This window comes from Agromyces litoreus (assembly GCF_040496015.1).
In the GTDB taxonomy this organism is placed as follows: Bacteria; Actinomycetota; Actinomycetes; order Actinomycetales; family Microbacteriaceae; genus Agromyces; species Agromyces litoreus.
Genome location: NZ_JBEPKA010000004.1, coordinates 58,137 through 82,891, shown reverse-complemented (window position 1 = coordinate 82,891; position 24,755 = coordinate 58,137). Strand labels below are relative to the sequence as shown.

Sequence of the window (24,755 nt, the reverse complement as noted above, 5' to 3'; positions counted from 1 at the left end):
TACCCGACGCCGCGACGGCCCCGGAACCCATCGTTCCGGGGCCGTCGCATGTCGCCGGCGAGCCGGCGCGGTCGGATCAGGCGAGCTCGCCGCCGTCGAGCATCTCGGAGACGAGCGCCGCGATCGCGGAGCGCTCGGACCGGGTCAGCGTGATGTGGGCGAAGAGCGGATGCCCCTTCAGCGTCTCGATCACGCTCGCCACCCCGTCATGGCGACCGACGCGCAGGTTGTCGCGCTGCGCCACGTCGTGCGTGAGGACGACCCGCGAGTTCTGCCCGACGCGGCTGAGCACCGTGAGCAGCACGTTGCGTTCGAGCGACTGCGCCTCGTCGACGATCACGTACGCGTCGTGCAGTGACCGCCCCCGGATGTGGGTGAGCGGGAGCACCTCGAGGATGCCGCGGTCGACGACCTCGTCGAGCACGTTGTCCGAGACGAGCGCGCCGAGCGTGTCGAAGACCGCCTGGGCCCACGGGTTCATCTTCTCGCCCTGGTCGCCCGGGAGGTAGCCGAGCTCCTGCCCGCCGACGGCGTAGAGCGGCCGGAAGACCATGATCTTCTTGTGCTGCTGCCGTTCGAGCACCGCCTCGAGGCCCGCGCACAGCGCGAGCGCCGACTTGCCGGTGCCGGCCCGACCGCCGAGCGACACGATGCCCACCTCGGGGTCGAGGAGCAGGTCGATCGCGAGCCGCTGCTCGGCCGAGCGGCCGTGCAACCCGAACGCCTCGCGGTCGCCGCGCACGAGCCGCACCTCGTGCTCGCCGGTCACCCGTGCCAGCGCGGACCCGCGGTCGGAGTGGATGACGAGCCCGGTGTTCACCGGCAGCCCGCGCACGTCGGTCTCGAGCCGATCGTGCTCGTAGAGCGAGGCCATCTCGTTCGACCCGAGTGCGAGCTCGGCCATTCCCGTCCAGCCCGAGTCGACCGCGAGCTCGGCGCGGTACTCCTGTGCGTCGAGGCCGATCGAGGCGGCCTTGATGCGCAGCGGGAGGTCCTTCGAGACGACGGTCACCGAGATGCCGTCGTTGGAGAGGTTCATGGCGCACGCGAGGATGCGCGAGTCGTTGTCGTTCAACCGCAGGCCGCTCGGCAGCACCGAGAGGCTCGAGTGGTTCAGCTCGACGCGCAGCGACCCCCCGTCGCCGACGGGGATCGGGAAGTCGAGCCGCTCGTGCTGCACGCGGAGATCGTCGAGGATCCGCAGCGCGGCGCGGGCGAAGTAGCCGATCTCGGGGTCGTTCCGCTTCGACTCGAGCTCCGTGATGACGACGACCGGCAGCACCACGGGGTGCTCCGCGAATCGGAACAGGGCGCGCGGGTCGGACAGCAGCACCGACGTGTCGAGCACGTAGGTGCGTTCGGCCTGCGCGGCACCCCCGGGCACGTGGTCGTCGGGACGCCGCTCGCGCTGGGCGTCCGGCTCGACCTGACCGAGGGGCTTGATGGGATCGACAGAGGTCACGATCGCTCCTGCCCCGAGCTCTCGCTCGGCTCACGCGCCGGCGGGCGATCCTCCAACGAGCGGTTCACGAGCCGACTCGATCGGGCGACTTGCCCGATGCCCCGAAGCTACGTCCGACCGGCGACATCCGGCTCGCGACACGCGGAGCGTCATCCGCTGTTCACACTCGGTGCCGCGTCGACGACGAGACGGGGCGGATCGTCGTCAGTACGTGACCGCGGTGCTGAACGACACGAACGCGCCACGCAGCATCTCGAGCGTCTCCCCGTCGAGCATGGCGTGCACGCTGAGCCGCACCGACGAGAGCCGTGTGGTCGCCGTGACGCCGTGGTTGTGCAGCGACGCCGAGAGCACCGTGACGTGCTCGGGTTCCGGCTCGAGCACGACGATGCCCGCGCGTTCGCGCTCGTCGCGCGAACTCGAGACGGGGACCGCGAACTCGTCGGCGAGCTCGATCACCCGGCTCACGTTGTCGGCGACGCGGGCTCCGACCTCGGGGACGCCGACGTCGGCGAGTTCCTCCAGCACTGCGGCGAATCGGGCCTCGGCGATCGGGTCGGGGTTCGAGACGCGATAGGCCCTCGCGCCGGCCGCGGGCGGCGGCACCTCGTCCCACACCTCGTCGTCCTCGGTGCCGGTGTAGCCCGAGAACACGGGGGTCAGCTGGTTGGCCGCGCGCTCCGAGAGCGCCATCATCCCGGTCCCCCACCCCGCCCGGCACCACTTCTGGCCGCCGGTGACGATGACGTCCGCGACCTCCCACGGGGCGTCCACGATGCCGAACCCCTGGATGGCGTCGACGACCAGCAGCCGGTCGCCGATGACCTGGCGGATGCCCTCGAGGTCGCAGAGGTACCCGGTGCGGCTGTCGACGAGGCTGACCGCGACGGCCGCGACGTTCGACTCGAGCTGGTCGCGGATGCTTCCCGGCGTGACCTTGCCGTGGTCGGTCTGGAGCCACGCCGGCTGCACCGAGTGGAGCGCCTCGTTGGCCCGGACCGCCGAGATGGGCAGGCTCGGGAACTCGCGGGCCGAGAGCAGGACGGTGCCGGTCAACCCGAACATCGCGTGCATCAGGCCGGTCGTCGTGTTCGGCACCGCCACCACCCGCTCGGCGGGGACGCGGACGAGCGCGGCCGCCGCGTCGCGCACCCGACGGTCCTGCTGGCCGAAGGCGTCGGTCGCACCGTGCCGGGCGCGTTCGAGCACCTGGGTGAACGCGAGGGTCTCCTCTGCGGCGGCCCTCGCCAGCGGTCCGAAGCGCGCGTAGTCGAGGTATCCGGGTTCTGCGGTGAACCCGGCGAGGTAGTCGTCCATGCCCATGGGCGGTGCCCCCTTCTCCGAGGCCCATCCTGACAGATGCGACCTCGCGGAGTCAGGCGCCGAACCGCCGGTGGCGCTGCGTGTAGTCGCGGACGGCGCGCAGCAGGTCGACCTCGCGCAGGTCCGGGCCGAGCGCCTCGACGAAGTAGAACTCGCTGTGCGCGGCCTGCCACAGCATGAAGTCGCTGAGCCGCTGCTCACCCGAGGTCCGGATGACGAGGTCGGGGTCGGGCTGCCCACCGGTGTACAGGTGCTCGCCGATGAGCTCCGGGGTGAGTGACTCGGCCAGGTCCTCCAGGCTGCGCCCCTCGGCGTGATGGGATGCGACGATCGAGCGCATCGCGTCGGTGATCTCGCGCCGTCCGCCGTAGCCGACGGCGAGGTTCACGTGCATGCCGCGCTTGCCCGCGGTGCGGTGCTCGGCGGCGTCGAGGGCGGCCACGAGCGGTTCCGGCAGCCCCGTGTCGGAACCGACATGCTGCACGCGCCAGTCGCGGTAGTGACTCAGCTCCTCGGCGAGCTCGGCGATGATCTCGATGAGCTCGGCGAGCTCGTCCGACGTGCGGTTGCCGAGGTTGTCGCTCGAGAGCAGGTACAGGGTGACGATCTGGATGCCGAGGTCGTCGCACCACTCGAGGAACTCGCGCATCTTCGCCGCGCCCGCCCGGTGGCCGTGGGCCGCCGAGTCGTAGCCGAGCTGCTTCGCCCAGCGCCGGTTGCCGTCGATGATCATCGCGACGTGTCGCGGGAGTTCCGCCTCGTCGAGTTCGCGGCGGAGCCGGTTCTGGTAGAGCCGGTAGAGGAGGCCACGACCGGGGCGCTGGTCGCTCGAGTGCACCCGACTACGGTACTCCCCGCGAGCGCGTCGAGCACTCACAGCAAGCCGTGATGCGGCCGGCCCTACGCTGAGTCCATGACCCAGCGCGAAGAGGACGTCGCCGAACACCTCACCCGACCGGCCTCCGAGCTCGACCGCGCCGACGCCGCCGTCGCCGTCGACGAACGCCGCGGCCCCGACCTCCCGAACCTCCCCCTCATCGACGCGTCGCCGGAGCGCCCGGAGGACCTGAAGCCGACCTGGCGCGGCTGGATCCACGCGGCGACCTTCCCGATCGCCACGGCCGCCGGCATCGTGCTCATCGCCCTCGCCGACGGCCCGGCCGCGAAGTGGGCGTCGGCGGTCTTCATGCTCACGTCGATGCTCCTCTTCGGCAACTCGGCGCTCTACCACCGCTTCAACTGGTCCCCGCGCACGAAGGTGATCCTGAAGCGCATCGACCACGCGAACATCTTCCTGCTGATCGCCGGCACCTACACGCCGCTGTCGATCCTCGCGCTCCCGCCCGAGAAGGGGCTCGTGCTGCTGGTCCTCGTGTGGAGCGGTGCCCTCGTGGGCATCGCCTTCCGCGTCTTCTGGATCACCGCCCCGCGGTGGCTCTACGTCCCGATCTACGTGCTCCTCGGCTGGGCCGCGATGATGTACATCGTCGACCTCGTCAACGCGAACGTCGCGATGATGGTGCTCGTGCTCGTGGGCGGCGTGCTCTACACGCTCGGCGCCGTGGTCTACGGCCTCAAGCGGCCGAACCCGTGGCCCGGCCACTTCGGATTCCACGAGATCTTCCACGTGTGCACGGTGCTGGCGTTCATGTGCCACTGGACGGCGACGCTGCTCATCGCGATCGCGCCGGCGTACCACGGCGGCTGAGGCCACGGCCGCGCTCCGGGCGCGGCCCGGCCGCGTTCCAGGCGCATCCGGTCTCCCGGCGCGTGGGAGCGGCGGCCGGCGTCGGGGTCAGTCCTTGTCGACCGGCGGGGCGTCGCCGACGCCCTCGTCGGGCGAGCCGCCGGGCCCGTTCGTCGTCCCGGCCGGGTCGCCGCCCTCGGCGGCCGCCTGCTCGGCGGCGATCCGCTCTCGGGCCTCGGCTCGGTAGTTCACCCTGCGGATCCGCCGGACCATGTCGAGGATGAGCAGGAGCACGGCGACCATCACGAGGATGGTGAGGACGAACCCCACCACGCCCGGCGTCACGTCATCCTCGTCGAACTCCTCCGCCGCCGCGGCCGCGAGGGTCAGGACCGACGCGATCGCGGGGGTCATCGGCGGACTCCGCGAGCGGGGACGGCGGGCGCGACGGGCATCGGATTCCCTTCAGGGAGGCGGCAGTAGGCTTGATTCCAGCCTAGACGATCGCCCCCGGAAGGAGCCGCTCGGTGCCCCAGCGCGAATCCGCCGACGCGGCGGCCGAGGACGCCGCCCTCGACGACCGCCCGGGGCCGGCCGATCGCCCGGCCCCGGTCCGTGCCGACGCCGCCGCCACCGACCTGGCGAGTCGCTACGGGCGCACCCCCGAACGTCGTCGGCGTGATCGGTTCATCCTGGTCGGGGCGGCCGTCGCCTTCGCCGCCGTCCTGGTGGCCTGGGTCGTCTGGGCCGGACTCGACGGCAGCCGGCCGCAGGTCGAGGCGACCGACCTCGGGCATCGCCTGCTCGACGAACGCGCGGTCGAGGTGACCTGGCGCCTCTCGGTGCCGGTGGGCACGCCGACCGTCTGCGCCGTGCAGGCGCTCAACGAGGACTTCACGGTGGTCGGCTGGAAGATCGTCGAGGTCCCCGCCTCCGACCGCCCGCTGCGCACCCTGACGGAGACCGTCCGCACCGCCCAGGAGGCCAACACTGGTTTGGTCTTCGATTGCTGGGTCGTCTAGAATGAGTGATTCGCCCCGGCATTCGCTGGGGCGACACGTCTATTCACGGGAGTGTGCACCATGGCGCAGGACGCCACCGTCACCTGGCTCACCCAGGACGCCTACGACCGGCTGAACGCCGAACTCGAGCACCTCTCCACCACGGGCCGCGAGGAGATCGCGAAGCGCATCGAAGCCGCGCGTGAGGAGGGCGACCTCAAGGAGAACGGCGGGTACCACGCCGCCAAGGACGAGCAGGGCAAGCAGGAGGCCCGCATCCGTCAGCTCACCGAACTGCTCCGGCACGCCGAGGTCGGCGACGCCCCGGCCTCGAACGGCGTCGTCGAGCCCGGCACCGTCATCACCGCCGTCGTCGCGGGCGACGAGGAGCGCTTCCTCATCGGCAGCCGCGAGATCGCCGGCGACTCGGAGCTCGACGTGTTCAGCGAGCAGTCGCCCCTGGGCGCCGCGATCCTCGGCCTGAAGGTCGGCGACTCGGCGACCTACACCGCCCCCAACGGCCGCGAGATCGCGGTCGAGGTCCGGGGCGTCGAGACCTGGTCCGGTCAGTGATCCCCTGAACCGCACGCGCAGAACGGCCCCGTCCTCGACGGGGCCGTTCCGCGTCGCCGGTCGGGGCAGGACTCACTCCTCGATGATCTCGGGCTCGTAGCCGGCGCGGCGCAGCACGTCGACGACCTCGGCGCGATGCTCGGGCCCACGCGTCTCGACCGACAGCTGCAGCGCGACCTCGGAGATCTGCATGCCCGCGCCGTGCCGGGTGTGCAGCACCTCGACCACGTTCGCGTTCGCGTCGGCGACGAGCTCGGCGATGCGGGCGAGCTGTCCCGGACGGTCCGGGAGTCCGATGCGCAGTGTCAGGTACCGGTCGGACGCCGCGAGGCCGTGCGCGATCACGCGCTGCATGAGCAGCGGATCGATGTTGCCCCCGGAGAGCACGACGACGAGCGGTCCGTCCGAGCGCACCTTGCCGGTCATCAGCGCGGCGACGCCCACCGCGCCCGCCGGCTCGACCACCAGCTTGGCCCGCTCGAGCAGCACGAGCAGGGCGCGCGCGATGTCGTCCTCGCTCACGGTGACGACCTCGTCGACCGCCTCGCGGATGATCTCGAGGTTCAGCTCGCCCGGGCGGTAGACGGCGATGCCGTCGGCGATGGTCGGGACCACCGGCACCGACACGGCCTCGCCCGCGGCGAGCGATGGAACGTAGGGCGCGGCGTTCTCGGCCTGGACGCCGATCACCCGGATCGAGCGGCCCAGCGCTGCGGCCTTCTGCCGCGCCGCGCTCGCGACGCCCGCCGCGAGCCCGCCGCCGCCGATCGGCACGACGATCGTCGTGGCATCCGGCGCCTGCTCGAGGAGCTCCAGGCCGAGGGTGCCCTGGCCGGCGACGACGTCGGGGTGGTCGAACGGCGGGATGATCGTCGCACCGGTCTCGGCGGCGAACCTGGCGGCCGCCTCGAGCGTCTCGCCGATCGAGTCGCCCCGGAGCACGACGTCGGCGCCGTACGCGCGCGTGGCCTCGAGCTTGGGCAGGGCGACGCCGACGGGCATGAAGATCGTCGCGCGGATGCCGAGCTCGCGCGCGGCGAAGGCGACGCCCTGGGCGTGGTTCCCGGCCGACGCGGCGACGACCCCGCGGGCGCGCTCCTCGGCCGAGAGCGCCGACATGCGGTTGAACGCGCCCCGGAGCTTGTACGAACCGGTCCGCTGCAGGTTCTCGCACTTGAGGTGCACGGGCACGCCCGCGATCGTGCCGAGGTGACGCGAGGTCTCCATCGGCGTGCGGCGGGCGATCGGGGCGACCGTGCGCTGCGCCCGCTCGAAGTCCTCGAGGGTCGGGCCGGGGATCGGGGCGCGCGCCGCCGGCCGGCCGGGACCCGGGGCGCGGAGGTCGTCGGAGGTCGTGCCGATGGCGTGGTTCATCTCACCGTCCGTATCCGGGTCGTTGCGGCACCGTGCGCCACAGCGGCGAATGGGTGTCCTCGAGGTCGGGCGGCGCGGCCTTCCGCCACGAGCCCCCCGAGATGTACACGACCATGACGTTCAGGACCGCCGCGACCGGGACCGCGAAGAGCGCCCCGGGGATGCCCGCGAGCAGCGATCCGGTCGCGACCGCGACCACGACGCCGAGCGGGTGCACCTTCACGGCCGTCCCCATGATGAGCGGCTGCAGCACGTGCCCCTCGACCTGCTGCACGACCAGGACCACGCCGAGCATCGCCACGGCGATGCCCCAGCCGTTGTAGACCAGCGCGACGAACACGGCCAGCGCTCCCGTGACGACCGCACCCACGATCGGCACGAACGAGCCGAGGAAGACCAGGACCGCGATCGGGATCGCCAGCGGCACGCCGAGCACGAGCGCACCGAGCCCGATGCCGACCGCGTCGATCGCGGCCACGAAGATCTGCACGCGCACGAAGTTCTCGAGCGTCGACCATCCGGCGCGGCCCGCACCGTCGATCGCGGCGCGCGCCCGCCGCGGGAAGATGCTGACGACCCAGTTCCAGATCCCTCGGCCGTCGATGAGGATGAAGAGCGTGGCGAAGAGCGCGAGGAGCAGTCCGGCGACGAAGTGCCCGATCGACGAGCTGACCGAGAGCGCCCCCGAGACGAGGATGTCGCTGTCGCGCTGCACCGACTCGACGAGCTGCTGCACGGCCTGGTCGAACTGGTCGGGCGTGACGTGGAGCGGCCCGTCGAGCAGCCAGGTGCGGAAGTCGTTCCACGCCACCACGCTCTGCTCGGCGAGGTCGGCGCTGCCGCGCACGATCTGCGAGATGCCGAGCGTGAGCAGCCCGCCCACGAACGCGAGGGTCGCGACCATCGACACGGTCACGGCGAGCCACTTCGGCCAGCGGTGCGCCTGCAGGTAGGCGGAGAAGGGCACCAGGAGCGCCGAGAGCAGGATGGCGACCAGGACGGGGATGATCACGAGGCGGAGCTGGATGACGAGGAAGATCACCACCGCCAGCACTCCGCCGACGAGCAGGAGCCGCCACGACCAGGCGGCCGCGACGCGCATCCCGTACGGCACGGATTCGACGGCGTCGCGCGGTGATTCGACGGGCCGCGGCGACGCGGGCGAGCGCCGCACGCGCACCCGTCGTGCGCGCGAGGTCCCCTTGTCCTCGGTCACCGTCCCAGTCTAGGACCGGGCGATATGGCCGACGGGCCATATGTCGGCGGACGCCGATAGGGTCGTCGCATCATGGCCGACACCGTCTCCCCCGCGCTCGCCCGACGCATCGCCCTCGCCGCGCAGGGGTTCGGCCGGCCGATGCCGTCGACGCCGGGCACGCGCGCCCTCTCGGGCCTCGTCGACCGGCTCGGCGTGCTGCAGATCGACTCGGTGAACGTCTTCGAGCGCAGTCACTACCTGCCCGCGTTCAGCCGGCTGGGCGCCTACGACCGCGCCCTGCTCGACCGCATGGCGTGGGGCCGCCGCGGCAGGCTCGTCGAGTACTGGGCGCACCAGGCGGCCTTCATCCCGCGAGAGCTCTGGCCGCTCTTCGAGTTCCGCCGCGCCGCCTACCGCCGAGAGGGGGCCTCGGAGTGGGGCGGGTGGCTCAGCGAGAACCGAGCCCTCGCCGACTGGCTCCGCGCCGAACTCGCGGCGAACGGCCCGATGCCCGCCGGGGCGATCGAGCACGACGCGAACGAGCGCCGGGGCCCGTGGTGGGGCTGGTCCGCCGTGAAGCGCACGCTCGAGTGGATGTTCCGCACCGGAGAGGTCGTGTGCGTCGAGCGGCGCCGCTTCGAGCGGATCTACGCACTGCCCGAGCAGGGTCTCGAGCCGGGGCTGCTCGAGCACGGCCCGACCGAGTCCGACGCCGTTCGCATGCTGACCGATCGTGCCGCCTCGGCACTCGGCATCTCGACCGCGGCCGACCTCGCCGACTACTGGCGGATGACGCAGGCGCAGGTGCGTCCCGCGATCGCCGACCTCGTCGACGCGGGCACGCTGGTGCCGGTCGAGGTACCCGGCTGGCGGACGGGCTCGCGGGCCACGCCGGCGTGGGTCCACCGCGACGCCCGCAGGCCACGGCGCGTGGAGGGCGTCGCACTGCTGTCGCCGTTCGATCCGGTCGTGTGGTTCCGACCCCGGACCGAACGGCTCTTCGACTTCCACTACCGCATCGAGATCTACACCCCCGAGGCCGAGCGGGTCTTCGGGTACTACTCGCTGCCGCTGCTCGTCGACGACCGGGTCGTCGGCAGGGTCGACCTCAAGCGGGATCGCGCCGCGGGGGTCCTGCGCGTGCAGTCGGCGTGGGCCGAGCCGGGCGCGCCCGACGACACCGCCGACCGCCTCGCCCCCGTGCTTCGCCGGGCCGCGCAATGGCAGGGGCTCGACGACGTGACGGTCGCGGGGCGCGGCGACCTCTCACCGGCGATCGAGTCGGCGCTTCGGAGCGACGTGAGCGCCTAGAAGCTGCGACCCATCTCGTGCAGGCGCTTGACCCGTTCCGGGATCGGCGGGTGGGTCGCGAAGAGCCGGTCGATGACGCCGGGCTTCAGCGGGTCCGCGATCCAGAGGTGCGCCATGGAGGAGTTCTGGCGTCGCATCGGTCGCCCGTACTGCTCGAGCTTGAGCAGGGCGCGCGCGAGCGCATCCGGATGCCGGGTGGTCATCGCGCCCGTCGCATCCGCGAGGTACTCGCGCTGGCGTGAGACGGCGAGCTGCACGAGGCTCGCGACGAGCGGGGCGATGAGCATCGCGACCAGCCCGAACACCATCACGACGGGATTGCCGTTGTTGTTGCGGCCGAAGAAGGCCATGCGCACGAACAGGTCGGCGATGAACCCGACCGCCACGACGAGGCCGAAGACGATCATCGACAACCGGATGTCGTAGTTGCGCACGTGGCCGAGCTCATGGGCCATCACGCCCTCGAGCTCGGAGTCGTCCATGATCTCGAGCAGCCCGGTCGTCGCGGCGACCACCGCGCGCTCGGGGTCGCGCCCGGTGGCGAACGCGTTCGGAGCCGGGTCGGAGACGACGAACACGCGCGGCATGGGCGTGCCGGTCGTGATCGAGAGGTTCTCGACGGTCCGCCAGAGGCGCGGATGGTCCGAGACGCTCCGGATCTCGACGGCGCCCGACATCGCGAGCGCCTGCCGGTCGGCGGTGAAGTACTGGAACAGCGCGTAGGCGATCGCGATCGCGATCGTGACGATCACGATGGTGAGGTCGCCGTAGATGACGGCGGCCAGGTAGCCGAGCCCGCCGACGATGGCGAGGAAGATCAGGATCGTGAAGACCGTATTGCGCTTGTTCCGGGCGATCGCTCGGTACATCGGCGGCTAGAACTGCACCCGCGGCGGCTCGGCGATCGCCGCCGCCTCGGTGACCTCGAAGAACTCGCGCTCGTGGAAGCCCAGGCTCCGCACGAACAGGGTGTTCGGGAAGACCTTGATCTTGGTGTTGAGCTCGCGGACCCCGCCGTTGTAGAAGCGCCTGGCGGCCTGGATCTTGTCCTCGGTGTCGACGAGCTCGGACTGCAGCTGGAGGAAGTTCTGGCTCGCCTGCAGCTGCGGGTACGCCTCGGCGACCGCGAAGATCGACTTCAGGGCCTGCTGCATGTGGTTCTCGGCCGCGGACGCCTCAGCGGGACCGCTCGCCGACAGCGTCTCGGCACGGGCCTTCGTGACGTTCTCGAAGACGGACTTCTCGTGCGCGGCGTAGCCCTTGACGGCCTCGATCAGGTTCGGGATGAGGTCGGCCCGGCGCTTGAGCTGCACGGTGATGTCGCTCCACGCCTCGTCGACGCGGACGTTCAGCGTCACGAGCGAGTTGTACGTCGCCCAGAGGTAGATGCCGATCACCAACACGAGCACGACGACGATGATGAGCGGGATCAGCCATTCCATGGCGGGGTCTCCTGTGGCCTCGGCGACGTTCTGGACATCTCATCCTATCGAGGGCGCCGCCGTCGGATACCGAACTCCCATGAGACTCCGAGCGATCGGAGGGCGCCCTCCGGGGGACGACGACGGCGGTTCGGAACCCGGCCGAGCGCCTCGGACCCGAGGGAGCTTCGGATCAGGCCGCGTCGTCGATCGTGTCGGCCCGCGCGCGGTCCGCGCGACCCGGGCCGCGCCCGAGCACGCGGTCGAGGTAGGGGTTCGCGAAGCGTCCCTCGGGGTCGAGCTCGTCGCGCACGCGGAGGAAGTCGTCGAACCGCGGGTAGGCCTCCCGGAGCGCCATCGCGTCGAGCGTGTGCAGCTTGCCCCAGTGCGGCCGGCCGCCGAGCGCGCGCAGCACGGACTCCACGGCCGCGAAGTACTCGGCGGGGTCCTCCCGGACGTACCGGTGCACGGCCACGTAGCCCGTCTCGCGGCCGGTCGCCGTCGACAGCCAGATGTCGTCGGCTGCGGCCGCTCGGACCTCGATCGGGAAGCTGATGCGCCACCCGCGCTCGCGGATGAGCGAGTCGATCTCGCGGAGCGCCTCCGGCACCCGCTCGAGCGGGATGGCGTACTCCATCTCGCGGAACCGCACCGCGCGGTGGGTCGTGAAGACGCGATGCGAGAGGTCCGTGAACCGGCGGTGGCCGGTCACGTGCGCGGCGAGGCTGGTGAGCGGCGGCGTCACCGCCGGCACGACGCTGCCCAGCGCGCACATGGCGCGGTACACGCCGTTGGCGAGCAGCTCGTCCTCGACCCACCGGGCGGACCGGCCGAGCGGCTCGAGCGGCGCGTCGCCGGGCAGGCGCGTGTTCGTCTTGGTGAGCGCCGTCGCCGTGTGCGGGAACCAGTAGAACTCGAAGTGGTCGGCCTGGCGGACGCGCTCCGTCCAGCCGTCGAGCACCTCCTCGAGCGGTTCGGGCCGTTCGACGGCCTCGAGCACGAACCGCGGCACGAGCTGCAGGGTGAGCTCGGTGAGCACGCCGAGCGCGCCGAGCCCGATGCGGACGGCGGGCAGCAGCTCCGGCCGCTCGGTCTCGCTGACGGCGAGCACGTCGCCCGTGCCGGCGACCAGCCTCGCGCCGACGACCTGGGTGGCGAGGCCGCCGAAGGCGAGGCCGGTGCCGTGCGTGCCAGTCGACGTCGCTCCCGAGATCGTCTGGCGGTCGATGTCGCCCATGTTCGGCAACGCCAGGCCGTACGGCGCGAGCAGGTGCGGCAGTCGGTGCAGCGGGGTCCCTGCTCCGAGCGTGACCCGCCCGGTGGCGGCATCCGCGGCGACGAGACCCGACAGGTCGTCGAGGTCGAGCTGGATGTCGGGCGCCACCGCGATCCCCGTGAAGCTGTGCCCCGACCCGACGGGCTTGATCCGACGCCCGGATGCCGCGGCGGCGAGCACTGCCCGCTGCACGGCCCCCTCGTCCGCCGGCCGCTCGATGCGGTTCGGTCGCACCGCCTCGGTTCGACCCCAGTTGCGCCAGACCGCGCCGCTCGCCGTCACAGGAACGCCTTCCCCTCGCCTCGATAGGTCGGCAGCGTGCCGACCACGTCCTCGCCGTCGACGACGGTGAACTCCTCCAGGTGCTCGGCGAGCTCACCCGACTTCGCGTGCCGGAACCACACCCGGTCCCCGGCACGGAGTCGGCCCGCCGCAGCTCCGCGGACGGGCGTCTGCACCTCGCCCGCCGCCTCGCGCGGGAGCAGCCGGAGCTCCTCGGGCCAGACGGGGCGCGGCAGTCGATCGGTGCCGGGCGGGCCCGAGGCGACCCAGCCGCCGCCGAGGATCGTCGCGTGCCGCGGACTCGGCGAGCGCACGACATCGAGGGCGAACGCCGCGGCGGGTGCGGGCGTGAAGTGCGCGTAGCCGTCGAACAGGTGCCCCGCCAGGATGCCGCTCCCTGCACCGAGCTCGGTCACGACCGGGTCGGCCGCGGTGGCCTCGAGCGAGCCGGTGCCGCCGCCGTTGACGAACTCGAGGTCCGCATGCCGGCGCACGGCGGCGACGGCGCGAGCGCGGCGCTCGACGAGTTCGGGCATCGAGCGGGCCTGCATCCAGCGGTTCACCGCGCCGTCGACCGGGCGGCCGGGCGGGCGGTTCGCCACGCCGGCCACCTGCGCCTCGTACGCCATGACGCCGACGAGGCGGAACCCAGGTCGCGACGCGACGTAGGCGGCGAGCGCGGCGGCGTCCTCCGGTTCGTGGATCGGCGAGCGACGCACCCCGAGGTGGCCGAGCACGGGGGCCTCCCACGAGGCGTCGAGCTCGAGGCACACCCGGATCTCCTCGCGCGACCCGGCGGCGAGCACGGCGTCGACGACGTCGAGCTGCGCGGGCGAGTCGACCATCAGGGTGATCCGGCGCGCGAGGTCAGGGTCCGTCGCGAGGCGACGGATGGCACCGGCCGCCGTCGTCGGGTAGCCGACCACGAGGTCGTCGAGGTCGGGGAGGCGCTCGGCGAGCCAGACCGCCTCGGCCAGGGTGTACGCGAGGACGCCGCGGTACCCGGGCAGCGCGAGCAGCGCCTCGACCACCGACCGCACCCGCACGGACTTCGTCGCGACGCGGATCGGCGTTCCGCCCGCGCGACGCGTCATCTCGGCCGCGTTCCAGCGCAGCGCACCGAGGTGGAGCGCGCCGACCGGGGCGTCCAGGTGGCGCGTCGCCTCGGTCAGTGCGGGCCAGTACCGCGCCGGGTCCGTCCACGGGCTCCCGGATGCGGCATCCGCCCCCGCGGCCAGGTCGAGCGCCGTCGCGCTGCTCACGATCGCTCCGCCATCCGCGCGATGGCGTCGGCGGCGGCGGTCGCCGTCGCCCGCGCTGCGGCGTCGTCGCGGTGCACGAGCCAGGTCATGGTGAGGCCGTCGGTGAACGCGACGAGCACGGCGGCGACCTCGTCGACCGGGCGGCGCCAGGTCGACCCGGTGAGCGCGGCCGCGAGTTCGAGCGCCTCCCGGGCGAGCTCGGCGTACCTGCGGTACTGGTCGCGCGCGAGCGGGTGCCGCTCGGGGTCGCGGAGCGCGTACTGCGTGAGCTCGAGCATCGCCTGCTCGTGCCCGGGATCCGCGCGGAGGTGGTCGAGGTACCCGAGCAGGCCGGACTCGAGCACGTCTCGGAGGTCGCCGTCCGTCACGGCGTCGGCGACGGGGAGCACCGCCGCACCCTCCCGTGCGACGACCGATGCGATCATCTCGTCGAGGAACGCGTCGCGCGACTCGAAGGCGTAGTGGAAGCTCGCGAGCGACATCCCCGCCTCGGCGACGATCGCTCGGGTCGATGCCCCGGCGATGCCCTCCCGCGCGACCACGCGCAGTCCCGCCTCGATGAGCGCCGCGCGCCGCTCGGCGGCGGGCATTCGGGCCATGGTGCTCCTCTCGACCTCGTCGCCGCGTAGAAGTGGGACGATCGTCCCAGTCGCACCAGTATGCACGGGTCCCCCATGACACGCCAGCCTCCCGGTACGCTCGCACCATGCGCCTGGGGGTCCTCGACGTCGGTTCCAACACCGTCCACCTGCTCGTGGTCGATGCCCATCCCGGTGCGCGCCCGATCCCGGCGGCCTCGCACAAGGCCGTCCTCCGCCTCATGCGCTACCTCGACGACGACGGCGCGATCAGCCAGGAGGGCATCGACGCGATCCTCGAGGCGGTGCGGGAGGCGTCGAAGGTCGCCGAGGAATCCGGGATCGACGAACTGCTCGCCTTCGCGACCTCCGCGATCCGCGAGGCGGCGAACGGAGCCGAGGTGCTCGAGCTGATCGAGGAGGCCGCCGGCATCCACCTCGATGTGCTGAGCGGCGCCGACGAGGCACGGATCACCTTCCTCGCCGTCCGCCGGTGGTACGGCTGGTCGGCCGGCCGCATCCTCCTCTTCGACATCGGCGGCGGCTCGCTCGAGATCGCGCACGGCGGCGACGAGGTCCCGGATGCCGCCCGCTCCGTGCCGCTGGGTGCCGGCCGCTCCACCATCGAGTACCTGCCCACCGACCCGCCCAAGGAGAAGCAGGTCGATCGCCTGCGATCGCATGCCAAGAAGGTCCTGAAGAAGGCGATCGACGACATGGACGGGATCCCGGAGGTCGACCACGTCGTCGGGTCGTCCAAGACGATCCGCTCGCTCGCGCGGCTGGCCGGCAGCACCGAGGACGGCGTCGGTTCCGAGGAGCGCAGCATCCTGAAGCTCTCGCGCCTCGACGACTGGATCCCGCGACTCGCCAACATCCCCGCGGATGCGCGACCGAACCTCCCCGGCATCACCGCCGACCGCACCTTCCAGATCGTGGCCGGGGCCGTGGTGCTCTCCGAGACGATGCGCGCCTTCAAGGTCAAGTCCCTCGAGGTCTCGCCGTGGGCGCTGCGCGAGGGCCTGATCCTCCGCCGGATCGACCGGCTCTCCTGACAGGGCGCGGCCGAGCGATCGTGCGTCGACGGTGCTCCCGCTGGGATTCGAACCCAGACTCGGGCGGGTTTAAGCCGCCTGCCTCTACCGGTTGGGCTACGGGAGCGCGGCGCCGGCCCGAGGGCCGACGCCGCGTCACAGCATAGGGTGCCTACTTGGCGGCGACGGCCTTCTCGGCGGACTTCGCCCTGGACGCACCGGCCTTCTTGCCGTCGGCCTTCGCGGGCGCAGCGGGAGCGGCGACCTCGGCGGCCGGCTTCGGACGCGCCGCGAAGCGCTCGAACTCGGCGCGAGGGTGCTGCACCGCCTCGAGCGAGACGATGTCGCGGCCGAGCCAGAAGTTGTTCCACCAGCCCCAGAACACGCGGAACTTCCGCTCCCAGGTGGGCATCGCGAGGCCGTGGTAGCCGCGGTGCGCGAACCAGGCGAGCAGGCCCTTGATCGCGAGCTTGCCGGACTGGAAGACGCCCGAGCCCACGCCGAGGCCGGCGACGGCGCCCAGGTTCTTGTGGAAGTACTCCTTCGGCTCCTCGCCGCGGAGCACGGCCACGATGTTCTTGGCCATGAGCTTGCCCTGGCGCACCGCGTGCTGCGCGTTCGGGACGCAGTAGCCGCCCACGCCGCCACCCGAGCGGTCGGGCACCGCGGCGATGTCGCCGGCGGCCCAGGCGTCGGGGACGATCTCGTCCTCGTCGCCGACCCGGAGGTCGGCACGGGCCTTGATGCGACCCCGCTCCTCGACCGGGAGATCGCTCGTGCGCACGATCGCCGGGTTCGCCATGACGCCGGCCGTCCAGACGATGAGGTCGGTCTCGAACGTCTCACCGGTCGACAGCTCGATGCGACCGTCGAGCGCGCTCGTGAGCTGGGTGTCGAGGTGGATCTCGGCGCCGCGCTGGGCGAGGTGCTTGATGACCCAGTGGCTCGTCGGGAGCGACACCTCGGGCATGATCCGGCCCATCGCCTCGATGAGGTGGAAGTGGGTGTCGTCGAAGCTGAGCTGCGGGTAGAACTCGAGCAGGGCGCTCGCGAACGAACGCAGCTCGGCGAACACCTCGATGCCGGCGAAGCCGCCGCCGACGACGACGACCGTGAGCAGGCGGTCGCGCTCAGGTCCGGCGGGCAGGTTGGCCGCCTTGTCGAAGTTCGTGAGCAGGCGGTCGCGGATGGCCACGGCCTCCTCGATGGTCTTCAGTCCGAACGCCTGGTCGGCCACGCCCGGGATCGGGAACGTGCGCGACACGGCGCCGCCGGTCACGACGACCACGTCGTAGTCGAACTGCCACGGCTCGCCCACCTCGGGGGTGATGGTCGCGGACTTCGACGCGTGGTCGATGCCGGTGACCTTCGCGGTCACGACGTTGGTCTTCTTCAGGTGACGACGCAGCGAGACCACGGAATGACGGGGCTCGATCGAGCCTGCAGCCACCTCGGGGAGGAACGGCTGGTAGGTCATGTACGGAAGCGGGTCGACGACCGTCACCTCGGCCTCGCCCGGCCGCAGCCACTTCTCGAGCTTCCAGGCCGTGTAGAACCCCGCATAGCCGCCACCGACGATGAGAATCTTGGGCACGGTGAATGGACTCCTTGGATCTGTGATGACTGCGTCCCTACGCGTTCGGGCGCGTGGATCGCCTGATATGCCGAGTGGCGCCGATGCCCAACAGCGCTGCTAGCGTACCAAACCCGGCGACGAGCGAGAGCGGCACCGTGATATACGCGAGCGTCCAGGGCGTCGGCAGCAGCGTCTTCGCGTTCTCCGCCCGCGGTGGCGGCGGGTCGGCGATGGGCACGATCTCCTGCCGGCCGTCCTCGCCCGAGGTCTCCTGGTCGGGGATGTCCGCCCGGCGGTGCACGCGGATCCACTCGTCGAGGCTCCCCAGCGGATTGCGCTCGACCGTCTCGACGTCGGCGGTGAGCGCGGCGACCGGGTCGATGATCCCGTACCCGTAGAGCGGGCCGGGGACCTCCTCGCCCTTCGGGTCCGCGGTGCGGATGATCCGGTTGATGACGTTCGCCGCGTCCAGCTCCGGGAACTGCGCGCGAACCAGGGCGACGAGGCCCGACACGAGCGGCGCGGCCGCGCTCGTCCCCGACCACACCACGTGGCTGCCGTCCGGCAGCACGCCGACGAGGTCCTCGCTCGGGGCCGCGACCGCGATCGTGATGCCCTGCGAGCTCGCGTCGAAGCTGGCGTTCTGGTCGCGGTCCACGCCGGCCACCGCGAGCACGCCGGGGATGGTGGCGGGCGCACCGACCTGCGTGGTGCCGGAGCCGCGGTTGCCGGCCGCCGCGACGACGACCACGTCGTTCTCGAACGCGTAGCGGAAGGCGTCGTCCCAGCTCTCCGGCCAGTCGGGCGTGTTCCGCGTGAGCGACATGTTGATCACGTCCGCCCCGTTGTCGACCGCCCAGCGCACCGCCTCCGCGATCTGGTCGTCGTTCGTCTTCTCGGCGCCCGTGTCCAGGCCGAACGCCACGGATGCCGACAGCAGGTCGGCGCCCGGCGCCACGCCGATCACGCCGTTGCCCTCCCCGGTGCCGCGACCGGCGAGCAGCGACGCGACCAGCGTGCCGTGCTCGTCCTCCTCGCCGACCGGCGTCTGCCCGTCGGGCGAGCCGATGCCCGACGCATCCGTTCCGCCGACCACCACGCCCTGCAGCTCGGCGACGTCGCCGTTCACGCCGGTGTCGATGATCGCGACCGTCACGTCGTCGCCGCGCGACATCGTCCAGGCCTGGGTGAAGCCGTAGTCGGCGAGCCAGTACTGCAGGTCGCGGACGGTGTCCGCTCGCGCCGCGGCGGAACCCGAGAGCGCGAGCGTCCCGGCGAGGAGCGCGCCGACGATCGCGCGCCACCCGGTCCGGCGACGCGCCGGACGGCGGGCTGGGCGCGATGCCGCGGCGTCGCGTGCGCGCGTCGTCCGGTCTCCGCTCACGCCGGCTCCTCGGAGCCGACGTCGTCGACGCCGTAGTCCGGGCAGCGGCACACGTCGGGCGACCACGTCGAGCGCTCGAGGGCGAGGTCGCCGATCGGGTTGACGCCGGGTCCCGCGGCGAGCGCGTGGCCGGCGAGCGCATGCAGGCACTTCACCCGGGTCGGCATGCCGCCCGCCGAGACGCCGGCGATCTCCGGCACCTCGCCGTAGGTCCCGCGGTCGGCGAGGTACTGCTCGTGCGCCGAACGGTAGGCGTCGCGCACCTCGTCGTCGCGCTCGAGCAGCTCCGTGCACTCGACCATGAGCTGCGCCGCCTCGAGGAAGGACATCGCGGCCGTCGCGACGGGGTGCGTGAGGTAGTAGAAGGTGGGGAACGGGGTGCCGTCCGAGAGCCGGGGCCTGGTGGACACCACGGTCGGTGCGCCGCACACGCAGCGCGCGGCGATGCCCACCACGTCGCGGGCGGGCCGGCCGAGCTGCGCCGACACGATCCGGAGGTCGCGCTCGGTCACGGGGTCGAAGGGCGGGCGGGTCATCGGGCTCCCTCGTCGTCGGCCGGGTCTCCGGCTGCCGGCCCGTCGGTGCCGGGCGCGCCGGGGTCCGGCTCCGCGGCATCCGTCGCGCTCGGGGCGAGGCCGGCCGTCATCACGGAGCGCAGCATGGTCTGCATCCAGTCGCCGTGCGCCTCCGTCACCTCCGCCGAGACCAGGCGGTCGGCGGTCATGGTCGCGGGGTCGCGGTCGTCGATCACGAGGTAGCTCACCTCCCCCGGAAGCACGTAGTACAGGCGGTTGCGCGCCTGGGTGACGATGAACGTCTCGTCGTTCCAGCGCTCGCGCTCCTCGGTGAGCCGGGCGACCTCGGCCTCCTGCCGCGCGACCTCGGCCTTCGCCTCGGCGATCTGCTGGCGCTGGGCCGCGTAGGCCGCGATGCTCGGCGCGAGCACGATCACCGCGAGCACGAGCATCCCCATCATGATGATCGAGAAGCCCGAGAAGCGGATGCCGGCGAGCCACGTCTCGGCGACCTGGCGGATCGACGGGCGTCCCCGGCCCTTCCCGGCCGGGCGGGCGTCGGCGGTGCGCGAGGTGCGCGACGGGCGTCGTGCAGCGCTCATCGTCCTCCTCACCTCCCCGGGAACGACCGACGGGGGCGGCCGCCGGCCACCCCCGTCGTGCGCGTCACCGGCGTGTCAGGCCGTGAAACGCGGGAATGCCGAGCGGCCCGCGTACTCCGCGGCCTCGCCGAGCTCCTCTTCGATCCTCAGCAGCTGATTGTACTTGGCCACCCGCTCGGACCGGGCGGGCGCGCCCGTCTTGATCTGACCGCAGTCGGTCGCGACCGCGAGATCGGCGATCGTCGTGTCCTCGGTCTCGCCCGAGCGGTGCGAGAGCACGGCGGTGTAGCCGGCGCGCTGCGCGAGCTTGACCGCGTCGAGCGTCTCGGTGAGCGTGCCGATCTGGTTCACCTTGACCAGGATCGAGTTGCCGGCGTGCTGGGCGATGCCGTCGGCGAGGCGGGCCGGGTTGGTGACGAACAGGTCGTCGCCGACGAGCTGCAGCTTGGCGCCGAGCTCGGAGGTGAGCGTCGCCCAGCCCTCCCAGTCGTCCTCGGCCAGCGGGTCCTCGATCGAGACCAGCGGATAGGCGGCGGCGAGCTCGGCGTAGTACGCGCTCATCTCGGCCGCCGTGCGGTCCTGGCCCTCGAAGCGGTAGACGCCGTTCTCGAAGAACTCGGTCGAGGCGACGTCGAGTCCGAGCGCGATGTCGGTGCCGACGGTGAAGCCCGCCTTCTCGATCGCCTCGGAGATGAGGTCGAGCGCCGCGCGGTTGTTCTCGAGGTCGGGGGCGAAGCCGCCCTCGTCGCCGAGCCCGGTCGAGAGCCCCTTCGACTTCAGCAGGCTCTTCAGCGAGTGGTAGGTCTCGACGCCCCAGCGCAGACCCTCGGAGTAGGTGGGCGCGCCGACGGGCAGCACCATGAACTCCTGGATGTCGACGCCGGTGTCGGCGTGCGCACCGCCGTTGATGATGTTCATCATCGGCACGGGCAGCACGTGCGCGTTCGGGCCGCCGAGGTAGCGGAACAGCGGGAGGTCGGCCGAGTCGGCCGCGGCCTTGGCGACCGCGAGCGACACGCCCAGGATGGCGTTGGCGCCGAGGCGGCCCTTGTTGTCGGTGCCGTCGGCCTCGATGAGGGCGGCGTCGACGACCCGCTGGTCGGCGGCGTCGAGGTCCTCGATGGCCGGACCGAGCTCGTCGAGCACGGCGTCGACGGCCTTCTGCACGCCCTTGCCGAGGTAGCGGTCCGAGTCGCCGTCACGCAGCTCGTACGCCTCGAAGGCGCCGGTCGACGCACCCGAGGGCACGGCGGCCCGCGAGACGGTCCCGTCGTCGAGGAGCACCTCGACCTCGACCGTGGGGTTGCCGCGCGAATCCAGGATCTCCCGTGCGCCGACAGCTTCGATGAATGCCACAGTGAACTCCTCTGTGATGGGGATGTGCGTGGACGACTCCGTCGTTGCCCGCTCGACAGTCTAGGACCCGGTTCCGAGGCCCGCTCGCGTATGTCGGAGCCCGGCCGCGCTACGCGCCGAGGTCGCGGAATTCCAGCGACGCGGCATCCGTCGTCGACGAGCTTACCGGAGCCCACGCGTCGAAGCCGTCGGCCGTCACGCGCTCGAGGAGGCCGCGCAGGTTCTTGGTGCGCCGCTCGAAGCGCACCCGGGTGCCGGAGGCGACGAGCTCGTGCTTCAGCGCCAGGAGGTCGCGGGGCGCGAGGTCGCGGTCGTGCACGAGCACCACCGAGCGCGGGCGGCCCTCGTCGCGCACGGCGAGCAGGTCGACGATGCGCTCGAAGCCGATCGAGAACCCGCAGGCCGGGACCTCCTGCCCGAGGAAACGGCCGATCATGTGGTCGTAGCGTCCGCCGCCGCCGAGCGAGTAGCCGTGGTCGGGGTGGGCGATCTCGAAGATCGTGCCCGTGTAGTAGCCCATGCCGCGCACCAGCGTGGGATCGAAATCGACGCCGGTGCCGGGCACCGCGTCGCGGAGCGCGACGAGGTCGCCGAACGCGTCCGCGTCGAGCCAGGCCGGCGCGGCCGCGGGGTCGTCGAGCAGCGACCAGTCGGCGCCCGCGAGCTGGCGCAGTTCGTCGGCGACGTCGGACTTCTCGACGCCGAGCGTCGCCAGCTCGGCCGCGACCCCCTCCGGCCCGATCTTGTCGAGCTTGTCGATCGTGATCAGCGCGCGCTCGCGCAGCTCGTCGGGCACGCCCCACGAGTCGAGGATGCCGGCGAGGATCCGCCGGTCGTTCAACCGGATGCGGCATCCCTCGAGGCCGAGCGCGTCGAGCGCGGCCACCGTCGCGGTGAGCAGTTCGAGCTCGGCCATCGGCCCGGCCTCGCCGATGACGTCGATGTCGCACTGCACGAACTGCCGGTACCGGCCCTTCTGCGGGCGCTCGGCGCGCCACACGGGGGCGATCTGGATGGCGCGGAACACCGGCGGCAGGGCCGCGCGGTGGGTCGCGTAGAACCGTGCGAGCGGCACGGTCAGGTCGTAGCGCAGGCCCAGGTCGGCGAGCGCGAGCGCATCGTGCGATTCGGCGGCCGCCGCCAGGTCGTCGGGCGTCAGCCCCCGCTTCATGACCGCGAACGCCAGCTTCTCGTTGTCGCCGCCCAGCCCGGCGTGCAGGCGCGAGGAGTCCTCCATGACCGGCGTCTCGATCTCGTCGAACCCGTGCGTCGCGTACACCTCGCGGATGATCGACAGGGCGTGCTCGCGGCGGGCCTTCTCGGCGGGCAGGAAGTCGCGCATGCCGCGCGGGGGCGTCACGGTCTGGGCCATGCGCTCCATTCTTCCAGCAGCGGATCGCGCGCTCCGAACCGGACCGTCCCACTGGCGCGACCCACCGGTTCTCCACATCCGGGCGGACCCGGGTCCACGGCCTCCTCGGCGTCGATAGGCTGCCGGATCGTCGGTGCATCGCCGACCGAGGGAGGTCGGATGACCGGCATCGAGGTGTCCGGGGTCGCACGCGCGTTCGGCGACGTGCACGCCGTCAGGGATGCGACGTTCACGGTCGAGCCGGGCCACGTGGCCGGCCTGATCGGTCCGAACGGCGCGGGCAAGACGACGCTGCTGCTCATGCTCGCGACGCTGCTCCGACCCGACGCGGGCGCCATCCGCGTCGCCGGCTTCGATCCGGTGACCGATGCCGGCGAGGTCCGGGCCCGCATCGGGTGGATGCCCGACCTGCTGGGTTCGTGGGCGTCGCTCACGGTCCGCGAGGCGCTGGCGGCGAGCGCGCGGATGTACGGGCGATCGAAGGACGCCGCGTCCCGGCGCGCCGACGAGCTGATCGGGCTCGTCGACCTCGACGAGCTCGCCGACCGCCCGACGCGCGTGCTCTCCCGCGGCCAGAAGCAACGGCTGAGCCTGGCACGCGCCCTCGTGCACGATCCCGACGTGCTGCTCCTCGACGAACCGGCGTCCGGACTCGATCCGGCCGCGCGGGTGCGGCTGCGCTCGCTCGTCCGGCGCCTCGCATCCGAGGGGCGCACGGTGCTCGTCTCGAGCCACGTGCTCGCCGAACTCGAGGAGATGGCCGACCAGGCCGTCTACCTCTCGGGGGGCGTGACCGCTGCAGCCGACGACGTGGCGCGCGCGGAGCGCACCGAGCGCGACTGGCGCCTGAGGTCGCTCGACCCGGACCGGCTCCGCGCCGTGCTCGACGCCGCCGGGTGGGGCGAGGCGGCGCGCATCGACCACCTCGGCGCGGTCGTGCCGCTCGCCTCCGAGGCCGATGCCGCACAGCTGCTCGCGCACCTCGTCGGCTCCGGGGTGCCGGTGTCGTCGTTCGCCCCGGCCGTCGGTGACCTCGAACACGTCTTCCTCGATCTCAGCCGCAACGGGGAGGAGCGGGCATGAGCGCATTCCTGCAGGGCCTGTGGCTCGTCGTCACGCTCGACCTGCGCCAGCGCGTGCGCACCGTGGCCTGGTACGTGCTCCTCGGCGTCTTCGTGGCGCTCGTCGCCGGGGTCACGGTGCTGCTCGTGCTCGCCACGGACGCGATGTTCGAGGGCGGGGGCGGGGTCTTCTCCTCGATCGTGTTCTTCGTGCTGTTGCTCGGCACGCTCGTCTCCCCCGCACTGAGCGCGAACGCCATCAACGGCGAGCGCGACGCCGGCACCCTCGCGACGACCCAGGTCACGCTCCTGACCACGACCCAGATCGTGCTCGGCAAGTGGATCGCCGCGTGGATCACGGCGCTGGCCTTCCTGGCCGCCGCCCTGCCGTTCCTCGTCTTCGCCGTCACCCTGGGCGAGGTGCCCGTGTCCACCATCCTCGTCTCGACGCTCGTCACGGCGGTGGAGCTCGGCGTGGTCGCCGCGATCGGCGTGGGACTGTCGGGCCTGCTGAACCGTCCGCTGTTCTCCGTCGCGGTGACGTACCTCGTGATCGCGGCGCTCTCCGTGGGCACGCTCATCGCCTTCGGGCTGGGCGGGGCGTCGGCGCAGTCCGAGGTCCGAGCCACGAACACGTACGTGGACTGGGCGGCCGTCGAGCGGGACGGCGTCCCGCCGGGCGCGGACGCGCCCTGCCTGCCGCCGGAGACGTGGACCTACGAGGTTCCGCGGTTCGACCACGTGTGGGGCGTCCTGGCCGCGAACCCCTACGTGGTGGTGGCCGATGCGGCGCCTCCGGTCTTCGACCGGAACGGGACGCCGACCGACCTCTTCACCTGGATCGCCGTGGGCGTGCGGCAGGCGCAGCACGCCCCGGAGCTCGAGGAGGTCTTCGACGAGTGCGCGGGCTGGACACCCTCCGGCGCGATCGTGCCGGACCGGGCCGAGACCCCCGAGGAACTGCACCGGCGTTCGGTTCCGTCGTGGTTCGTCGGCCTCGGCATCCACGTGCTGCTCGCGACCGGCGCGCTGGCGTGGGCCGTTCGACGCACGGCGACGCCGGCCACCCGGCTCCCCCGGGGAAGCCGGATCGCCTGAGCCGAGCCG

24 protein-coding genes and 1 tRNA gene are annotated in these 24,755 nt (G+C 72.2%); 7 read left to right on the top strand and 18 right to left on the bottom strand.

Annotation, left to right across the window (positions count from 1 at the left end):
• Positions 1-76: 76 nt before the first annotated feature.
• From phoH2 to ABME01_RS04605, 3 genes are all read right to left on the bottom strand, one after another.
• Entirely contained in the window at positions 77-1,384 is a 1,308-nt protein-coding gene (phoH2, locus tag ABME01_RS04615) for an RNA 5'-3' helicase PhoH2 (protein WP_353827329.1), read from the bottom strand.
• Positions 1,385-1,666: 282 nt separating this feature from the next.
• Positions 1,667-2,785, bottom strand: coding sequence for an aminotransferase class V-fold PLP-dependent enzyme (locus ABME01_RS04610; protein WP_353827188.1), 1,119 nt, complete (start codon positions 2,783-2,785; stop codon positions 1,667-1,669).
• A 52-nt stretch (positions 2,786-2,837) separates the two neighbouring features.
• Entirely contained in the window at positions 2,838-3,623 is a 786-nt protein-coding gene (locus tag ABME01_RS04605) for an isoprenyl transferase (protein WP_353827187.1), read from the bottom strand.
• A 75-nt stretch (positions 3,624-3,698) separates the two neighbouring features.
• Here ABME01_RS04605 and trhA point away from each other — a divergent pair, with 75 nt between their 5' ends.
• Positions 3,699-4,493: a PAQR family membrane homeostasis protein TrhA gene (gene trhA / locus ABME01_RS04600; protein ID WP_353827186.1), complete on the top strand. Its 795-nt coding sequence runs from the start codon at positions 3,699-3,701 to the stop codon at positions 4,491-4,493.
• A gap of 87 nt (positions 4,494-4,580) precedes the next feature.
• On the opposite strand, the gene ABME01_RS04595 is transcribed toward trhA, so the two are convergent.
• Positions 4,581-4,886: a hypothetical protein gene (locus ABME01_RS04595; protein ID WP_353827185.1), complete on the bottom strand. Its 306-nt coding sequence runs from the start codon at positions 4,884-4,886 to the stop codon at positions 4,581-4,583.
• 113 nt (positions 4,887-4,999) lie between these two features.
• Here ABME01_RS04595 and ABME01_RS04590 point away from each other — a divergent pair, with 113 nt between their 5' ends.
• Together ABME01_RS04590 and greA are read left to right on the top strand one after the other, a co-directional pair.
• Positions 5,000-5,494 (top strand): DUF4307 domain-containing protein, encoded by a 495-nt coding sequence (locus ABME01_RS04590; RefSeq protein ID WP_353827184.1) that lies wholly within the window; start codon positions 5,000-5,002, stop codon positions 5,492-5,494.
• A 60-nt stretch (positions 5,495-5,554) separates the two neighbouring features.
• Entirely contained in the window at positions 5,555-6,046 is a 492-nt protein-coding gene (greA, locus tag ABME01_RS04585; RefSeq protein WP_353827183.1) for a transcription elongation factor GreA, read from the top strand.
• 72 nt (positions 6,047-6,118) lie between these two features.
• On the opposite strand, the gene ilvA is transcribed toward greA, so the two are convergent.
• Positions 6,119-7,420, bottom strand: coding sequence for a threonine ammonia-lyase (ilvA, locus tag ABME01_RS04580; RefSeq protein ID WP_353827182.1), 1,302 nt, complete (start codon positions 7,418-7,420; stop codon positions 6,119-6,121).
• A 1-nt stretch (position 7,421) separates the two neighbouring features.
• Positions 7,422-8,636: an AI-2E family transporter gene (locus ABME01_RS04575; RefSeq protein WP_353827180.1), complete on the bottom strand. Its 1,215-nt coding sequence runs from the start codon at positions 8,634-8,636 to the stop codon at positions 7,422-7,424.
• A 72-nt stretch (positions 8,637-8,708) separates the two neighbouring features.
• Between ABME01_RS04575 and ABME01_RS04570 the strand changes: the two genes are divergently transcribed.
• Positions 8,709-9,929: a winged helix-turn-helix domain-containing protein gene (locus ABME01_RS04570; protein ID WP_353827179.1), complete on the top strand. Its 1,221-nt coding sequence runs from the start codon at positions 8,709-8,711 to the stop codon at positions 9,927-9,929.
• Here the strand turns inward: ABME01_RS04570 and ABME01_RS04565 are convergent.
• From ABME01_RS04565 to ABME01_RS04545, 5 genes are all read right to left on the bottom strand, one after another.
• Positions 9,926-10,798, bottom strand: coding sequence for a M48 family metalloprotease (locus ABME01_RS04565; RefSeq protein WP_353827178.1), 873 nt, complete (start codon positions 10,796-10,798; stop codon positions 9,926-9,928). The genes ABME01_RS04570 and ABME01_RS04565 overlap by 4 nt on opposite strands.
• Positions 10,799-10,804: 6 nt before the next feature.
• Positions 10,805-11,371, bottom strand: a complete 567-nt coding sequence (locus ABME01_RS04560; RefSeq protein WP_353827177.1) for a LemA family protein — start codon at positions 11,369-11,371, stop codon at positions 10,805-10,807.
• 172 nt (positions 11,372-11,543) lie between these two features.
• Positions 11,544-12,908, bottom strand: coding sequence for a D-arabinono-1,4-lactone oxidase (locus ABME01_RS04555; protein ID WP_353827176.1), 1,365 nt, complete (start codon positions 12,906-12,908; stop codon positions 11,544-11,546).
• Positions 12,905-14,170, bottom strand: coding sequence for an alanine racemase (locus ABME01_RS04550; protein WP_353827175.1), 1,266 nt, complete (start codon positions 14,168-14,170; stop codon positions 12,905-12,907). The genes ABME01_RS04555 and ABME01_RS04550 overlap by 4 nt, the downstream gene beginning before the upstream one ends.
• Positions 14,167-14,769 (bottom strand): TetR/AcrR family transcriptional regulator, encoded by a 603-nt coding sequence (locus ABME01_RS04545; RefSeq protein ID WP_353827174.1) that lies wholly within the window; start codon positions 14,767-14,769, stop codon positions 14,167-14,169. Before ABME01_RS04545 ends, ABME01_RS04550 begins: the two co-directional genes overlap by 4 nt.
• Before the next feature lie 107 nt (positions 14,770-14,876).
• Here ABME01_RS04545 and ABME01_RS04540 point away from each other — a divergent pair, with 107 nt between their 5' ends.
• Entirely contained in the window at positions 14,877-15,803 is a 927-nt protein-coding gene (locus ABME01_RS04540) for a Ppx/GppA phosphatase family protein (RefSeq protein WP_353827173.1), read from the top strand.
• Positions 15,804-15,835: 32 nt separating this feature from the next.
• Here the strand turns inward: ABME01_RS04540 and ABME01_RS04535 are convergent.
• From ABME01_RS04535 to hisS, 7 genes are all read right to left on the bottom strand, one after another.
• Positions 15,836-15,909, bottom strand: a tRNA-Leu gene (locus tag ABME01_RS04535).
• A 45-nt stretch (positions 15,910-15,954) separates the two neighbouring features.
• Positions 15,955-17,376 (bottom strand): NAD(P)/FAD-dependent oxidoreductase, encoded by a 1,422-nt coding sequence (locus tag ABME01_RS04530; protein ID WP_353827172.1) that lies wholly within the window; start codon positions 17,374-17,376, stop codon positions 15,955-15,957.
• 37 nt (positions 17,377-17,413) lie between these two features.
• Positions 17,414-18,742, bottom strand: coding sequence for a S8 family serine peptidase (locus ABME01_RS04525; RefSeq protein WP_353827171.1), 1,329 nt, complete (start codon positions 18,740-18,742; stop codon positions 17,414-17,416).
• Positions 18,739-19,278 (bottom strand): DUF501 domain-containing protein, encoded by a 540-nt coding sequence (locus ABME01_RS04520; RefSeq protein WP_353827170.1) that lies wholly within the window; start codon positions 19,276-19,278, stop codon positions 18,739-18,741. The genes ABME01_RS04525 and ABME01_RS04520 overlap by 4 nt, the downstream gene beginning before the upstream one ends.
• A complete protein-coding gene (locus tag ABME01_RS04515; RefSeq protein ID WP_353827169.1) occupies positions 19,275-19,859 on the bottom strand; it encodes an FtsB family cell division protein in 585 nt (194 codons plus the stop codon). The genes ABME01_RS04520 and ABME01_RS04515 overlap by 4 nt, the downstream gene beginning before the upstream one ends.
• Positions 19,860-19,934: 75 nt before the next feature.
• Positions 19,935-21,215, bottom strand: coding sequence for a phosphopyruvate hydratase (gene eno / locus ABME01_RS04510; protein WP_353827168.1), 1,281 nt, complete (start codon positions 21,213-21,215; stop codon positions 19,935-19,937).
• A gap of 109 nt (positions 21,216-21,324) precedes the next feature.
• Positions 21,325-22,587: a histidine--tRNA ligase gene (hisS, locus tag ABME01_RS04505; RefSeq protein ID WP_353827167.1), complete on the bottom strand. Its 1,263-nt coding sequence runs from the start codon at positions 22,585-22,587 to the stop codon at positions 21,325-21,327.
• A gap of 159 nt (positions 22,588-22,746) precedes the next feature.
• On the opposite strand from hisS, the gene ABME01_RS04500 reads away from it, so the two are divergent.
• Positions 22,747-23,670 (top strand): ABC transporter ATP-binding protein, encoded by a 924-nt coding sequence (locus ABME01_RS04500; protein WP_353827166.1) that lies wholly within the window; start codon positions 22,747-22,749, stop codon positions 23,668-23,670.
• Positions 23,667-24,746, top strand: coding sequence for an ABC transporter permease (locus ABME01_RS04495; protein WP_353827165.1), 1,080 nt, complete (start codon positions 23,667-23,669; stop codon positions 24,744-24,746). Before ABME01_RS04500 ends, ABME01_RS04495 begins: the two co-directional genes overlap by 4 nt.
• Positions 24,747-24,755 lie beyond the last annotated feature (9 nt).